Below are 4,879 nucleotides of genomic sequence, written 5' to 3'. Positions count from 1 at the left end.
CAGAGCACGTGATTTGTAATCTCGGGGTCGTTGGTTCGAATCCGACAAGAGGCTCTCCGAAAGAGGAAGTTTATTTAAGTAAACTTCCTCTTTTTTTATATTATCATAATTGCATATTCTTGCAAAAGGATTAATTTTGCTGATATAAACTTTTAAACAGCAATATACGATGGAAGAAAATAAAGGTCTACTATTAAAAAGTGCGATGACTTATGGCTTAGCCATGGGAATTTACTGGGTGATAAAGTATCTATTCTTTATTTTCAGCAATACAATCCCCGCTCTTAATATTGTCTATTTGGTATTAACACTGCTGGTTCCGTTTATCGCCTACTATCTGACTAAACGATACAAACAAGATATCGGAGGTAAAATCAGTTTCTTTCACGCATGGCGATTCGGTACGATGCTCTATTTCTTTGCCGCTCTGATCGTAGCACTGGAACATTTTGTATTTTTCCAGTTTATCGCGCCAGCGGACTTTCTGTCCAACTCGATAAACCAGATGATAGATGTACTGAAAGATTCGCAGGTAAGCACCGAAGTAATGGAGGCTGTAGGAAGAACAAACTTCACTCCCATCCACATGGCGATTCAAGGTATCTTTAACAATATATTTTACGGTATCATACTTTCAATTCCGGTAGCTGCTATTATATGCAGAAATAACGAAACCGGAAATGTCGGACAAGAATAAAAGGAGAAACAAAACAAATAATGGACATATCAGTAGTTATTCCGTTGTATAACGAAGCTGAATCCCTTCCTGAGTTGGAAGCATGGATAGAGCGGGTAATGAAAGAAAACAACTTTACTTACGAAGTTATATTTGTAAACGATGGAAGTACGGACAACTCATGGGAAGTAATCGAAGAGTTACAACAAAAGAATCCATGTGTCAGAGGTGTTAAATTCCGTCGCAACTATGGTAAATCCCCCGGATTGCACTGTGGTTTCCAGCGTGCCAAAGGAGATGTGGTCATAACCATGGATGCCGACCTGCAAGACAGCCCCGACGAGATTCCTGAACTTTACCGTATGATAAAAGACGAAGGATACGATCTCGTTTCCGGATGGAAGAAGAAACGGTACGATCCATTGTCCAAGACTATACCGACAAAGCTGTTCAATGCTACGGCACGTAAATTCTCAGGTATAAACAATCTCCATGATTTTAATTGTGGATTAAAAGCATATAAGAATATTGTAATAAAGAATATAGAGGTGTATAATGATATGCACCGGTATATTCCTTACCTGGCAAAGATAGCAGGTTTTAATAAGATCGCCGAAAAGGTGGTACAACACCAGGCACGCAAATATGGGACAACCAAATTCGGACTGAATCGTTTCGTGAACGGTTATCTCGATTTGATTACGCTATGGTTTACTTCCAAGTTCGGAAAGAAACCGATGCACTTTTTCGGCCTTTGGGGAAGCGTAATGTTCTTTATCGGTTTTATAGCTTTGGTTATCGTTCTGAGCATGAAACTGATCTCAATGTTTTCAGGTGATTTACGTCCGCTTGTGACCAATTCGCCCTATTTCTATATATCACTTACCGCAATGATACTGGGGACCCAGATGTTCCTTGCCGGATTTATCGGAGAGTTGATATCCAGAAATGCCCCCAACCGGAACAATTACAAGATTGAATCGGAAATATAAGATACGGGAAAATTTGTCCGCATTCCGAAGCAAAGCGATCGAAGAGGTTAGCAAAAGGGAAACTTTTTAATATATGTCAATTATAGAAATAGTGTTACTAGCTATCGGTTTATCGATGGATAGTTTAGCCGTGTCTGTTACCGGCGGTGCGATGATTCGTACATGTACCGTTTGTAATATGGTTAAGATAGGCTCTTTTATGGGGATCACACAGGCAGTAATGACCGTTCTTGGCTATCTGGCAGGCGTTGGATTCCAGAAATACATTACAGCATTCGACCACTGGATCGCTTTCATTCTTTTATTATACCTGGGAAGTAAAATGATTTACGACAGCACCCAGGAAGAAGATGAAGACTGTAAATCCAATCCGCTTTGTAACAAGACATTGTTCGGGTTAGCTATTGCTACGAGTATCGACGCCCTGGCAATCGGTATATCGCTGGCTATCCTCAAATCGGATATTATCATTCAGGCCTCCCTGATCGGAATTGTCACCTTCCTGATGTCAGTTTCCGGTGTATATTTCGGAAGCCGCTTCGGACGTAAGGTCGACCTGAAACTCGACTTGATCGGCGGACTGATCCTGATCGGTATCGGGACTAAAATATTAATAGAACATATGTTCTTTAGTTAAAAGAATAATTTATGAAAAGTCAGGAGTTACGTAAGCTGGCCCCGGAAATCGACTCACTCAGGCTCGGCAGCGGATGGAGTATCGAGGACCTCAGCAAACCCCAGATCATTGTCGAAAGCAGTTACGGACACAGCCATCCCGGTAGTGCACATCTGAATAAACTGGTCGAAGAAGCAGGGAAAGGCATTCATGATGCCGGAGGACGGTCTGCCAATTATTACGTAACCGATATCTGCGACGGAGAGGCGCAGGGACATGACGGCATGAATTATTCACTTGTATCCCGCGATATCATGGCTGCCATGATGGAGATACATATCAAAGCTACTCCATTCGACGCAGGCGTATTTATCACGAGTTGCGATAAATCTGTCCCGGCTCACCTAATGGCGATCGCCCGCCTGAATATGCCGGCCATACTTGTTCCCGGAGGCATTATGAAAGCCGGCCCCAACTTGCTGACACTGGAGCAGATAGGCAAATATAACGCACAATACGAACGCAAAGAGATCAGCGAAGAACAATTCCTGGCTTATAAAAAAGACGCTTGTCCCTCCTGTGGCGCCTGTTCTTTTATGGGTACAGCCTCTACTATGCAGGTAATGGCTGAAGCATTAGGTATCGCATTGCCCGGTTCAGCCTTGATCCCAACTCATATACATTATCTGAAAGATATTTCCCGCTACGCAGGTCAGCGGGCTGTCGAATTGGGGAATGAAGAATTGTTTCCCTCCGACATTCTGACTATCGACGCCTTTAAAAATGCCATCATGGTACATGCCGCCATAGCCGGTTCGAGCAACAGTCTGTTGCATTTGCCAGCTATTGCACATGAACTCGGCTTAGAGCTTCCTCCTGAACTATTCGATGAAATCCATCGGCAGATCCCATTCCTGTTAAATATCCGGCCAAGCGGATTCTGGCCGGGCGAATATTTCTGGTATGCAGGAGGTGTACCGGCCATTATGGAAGAGCTAAAAGACGTTCTTAATTTGAATGTTCGAACCGTCACTGGCAAATGCCTGGGAGAAAATCTTGAAACACTCCGCCAGAACGGTTTTTATGAAGGATGTCGGAAATACTTGCCTGCACTTGGAGTAAAAGTAAGCGATATCATCAAGCCCTTTAATAATCCGATCCGTAAACAAGGAGCAATTGCCATATTAAAAGGAAACCTTGCTCCGGAAGGTGCCGTTGTCAAACATGCCGCCATCTCTCCCAACCTGATGCAGGCCACATTGATCGCCCGTGTTTTCAATAAGGAAGAGGAAGCTTTACAGGCTGTATTACAAAAGAAAATTCATCCGGGCGATGCCGTTTTTATCCGCTATGAAGGTCCCAAAGGAAGTGGCATGCCCGAAATGTTCTATACAACAGAAGCTATTGCCTCCGATCCGGAACTGGCAGAAAGTATTGCCCTGATTACCGACGGACGCTTCTCCGGTGCAACCCGTGGACCGGCTATCGGTCATGTCTCACCGGAAGCATACGAAGGCGGCCCTATCGCTTTGGTCGAAAACGGCGACCTGGTTCATATCGATATCCCGGCTCGGATACTGGAAATTACAGGAACAAACGGTGTACAACAGACACCGGAGGAAATAAATCAGATCCTACAGGAGCGCCGGAGACAATGGAACAAACCGGCTCCGCTTCATACTCAAGGCATTCTCGATATTTTCACAAATAACAGTGTATCTCCCATGAAAGGAGCCTACATGGAGAACAGAAATGCTTAAGTCTTGATAATTGTTGAATTACAATAAATTTTTGTAATTCTGGAAGATTTTTATAACCACTTTATTAGCAAGCAGTTCTGAGGATAAGGTAAAAATGAGGTAATGATTTGGCAACCCTGTCTATTTCTACGTTCTGCTGTGAGTTGCTGTCAATGTCTCTCGTCTTGGTACAAAAGTAGCAATAAAAATCGGATACACATCAAAATGTCCCATGATTTTTATCACAGGACGTTTTTTATCTTCGCTGAATAATCCGGTTTAACCGTTACTTCTATTTTCGGCAAGTTGCGGGCTATGATTGCTGAAATTTATACTTTAATCCATACTCTTCCAACTTGCTATACAGCGTTGTACGTCCGATTCCGAGCAATTCGGCGGCAACCTTGCGGTTTCCGTTTGCCTGCTTCAACGCGCGTAAGATGCGTTCCTTGTCCTCCGCATCGTTTCGCAAGGCGAAGCTGACAGGTGAGGTCGGTTTCGTTACGGCAAGTTCCAGATGCTCTTTCATGACAACTCCCGTCTGTGCCTGCAACACCGCGCCCATTATCTTCTGCCGAAGCTCACGGACATTACCCGGCCACGGATGGGTCAGCAATGTCTTACGGGCTTCCGCATCGAACCCAGTCACGCTACATTCCAATTCATTGTTGGCAATCTCACGGAAGAACTCCGCCAACGGCATGATGTCCTCCTGACAGTCACGCAAGGGCGGAACAGTTATCTCGAAGTCGTGCAAACGGTACAGCAAATCCTGTCGGAAACGTTTTTCAATGACCGCTTTCTCCAGATCCTCGTTGGTGGCGGCGATGATGCGGACGTTGAAACTCCTGTCCGA

5 protein-coding genes are annotated in these 4,879 nt (G+C 44.3%); 4 read left to right on the top strand and 1 reads right to left on the bottom strand.

Going from position 1 to position 4,879, the window contains the following annotated elements:
* Positions 1-169: 169 nt before the first annotated feature.
* From QZ076_RS21785 to ilvD, 4 genes are all read left to right on the top strand, one after another.
* On the top strand, positions 170-697 hold the full coding sequence (locus QZ076_RS21785) for a DUF4199 domain-containing protein (RefSeq protein ID WP_293717211.1): 528 nt from the start codon (positions 170-172) through the stop codon (positions 695-697).
* A gap of 20 nt (positions 698-717) precedes the next feature.
* Positions 718-1,668 (top strand): glycosyltransferase, encoded by a 951-nt coding sequence (locus QZ076_RS21780; RefSeq protein WP_293717210.1) that lies wholly within the window; start codon positions 718-720, stop codon positions 1,666-1,668.
* Positions 1,669-1,741: 73 nt separating this feature from the next.
* Positions 1,742-2,305: a manganese efflux pump MntP family protein gene (locus QZ076_RS21775; RefSeq protein WP_293717209.1), complete on the top strand. Its 564-nt coding sequence runs from the start codon at positions 1,742-1,744 to the stop codon at positions 2,303-2,305.
* An 11-nt stretch (positions 2,306-2,316) separates the two neighbouring features.
* On the top strand, positions 2,317-4,044 hold the full coding sequence (ilvD, locus tag QZ076_RS21770; protein WP_293717208.1) for a dihydroxy-acid dehydratase: 1,728 nt from the start codon (positions 2,317-2,319) through the stop codon (positions 4,042-4,044).
* A gap of 292 nt (positions 4,045-4,336) precedes the next feature.
* Here the strand turns inward: ilvD and QZ076_RS21765 are convergent.
* Positions 4,337-4,879, bottom strand: a 543-nt coding sequence (locus tag QZ076_RS21765) for a helix-turn-helix domain-containing protein (protein ID WP_293717207.1), incomplete at its 5' end; no start/stop codon positions are given.

Source organism: uncultured Parabacteroides sp., from assembly GCF_905196875.1.
In the GTDB taxonomy this organism is placed as follows: Bacteria; Bacteroidota; Bacteroidia; order Bacteroidales; family Tannerellaceae; genus Parabacteroides.
Note: the sequence above shows the minus strand (reverse complement) of the source record. Positions and strands in the feature narration are given on the sequence as shown.